Source organism: Pseudomonas sp. SIMBA_068 (genome assembly GCF_046534705.1).
GTDB lineage: Bacteria > Pseudomonadota > Gammaproteobacteria > Pseudomonadales > Pseudomonadaceae > Aquipseudomonas > Aquipseudomonas putida.
Window position 1 is genome coordinate 1 of the sequence record NZ_JAWRYI010001902.1, and the last position, 228, is coordinate 228.

The 228-nt window shown below is 38.2% G+C and carries 1 protein-coding gene; it reads left to right on the top strand.

The window, feature by feature from the left end; all coding sequences use genetic code 11:
* Positions 1-228 (top strand): FAD-binding protein (locus tag SB756_RS36400; protein WP_410914114.1); only part of this gene is annotated, 228 nt, incomplete at both ends.

A 228-nucleotide genomic window follows, 5' to 3' on the forward strand; every position in this document is an offset into this window, starting at 1 on the left:
ATCAAAGAACTTTGGTGGCGAACAAGCAGCACGTACTGCAGCAGCAGCTGACCGTACTGGCCATGCTTTATTACATCTTCTTTATCAACAAAACGTTAAAAATAAAACAAATGTATTCTCTGAGTGGTATGCACTTGATTTAGTTAAAAATGATAACGGCGATGTTGTTGGTTGTACTGCAATTGAGATTGAAACAGGTGAAATCACTTACTTCAAATCAAAGGCGGT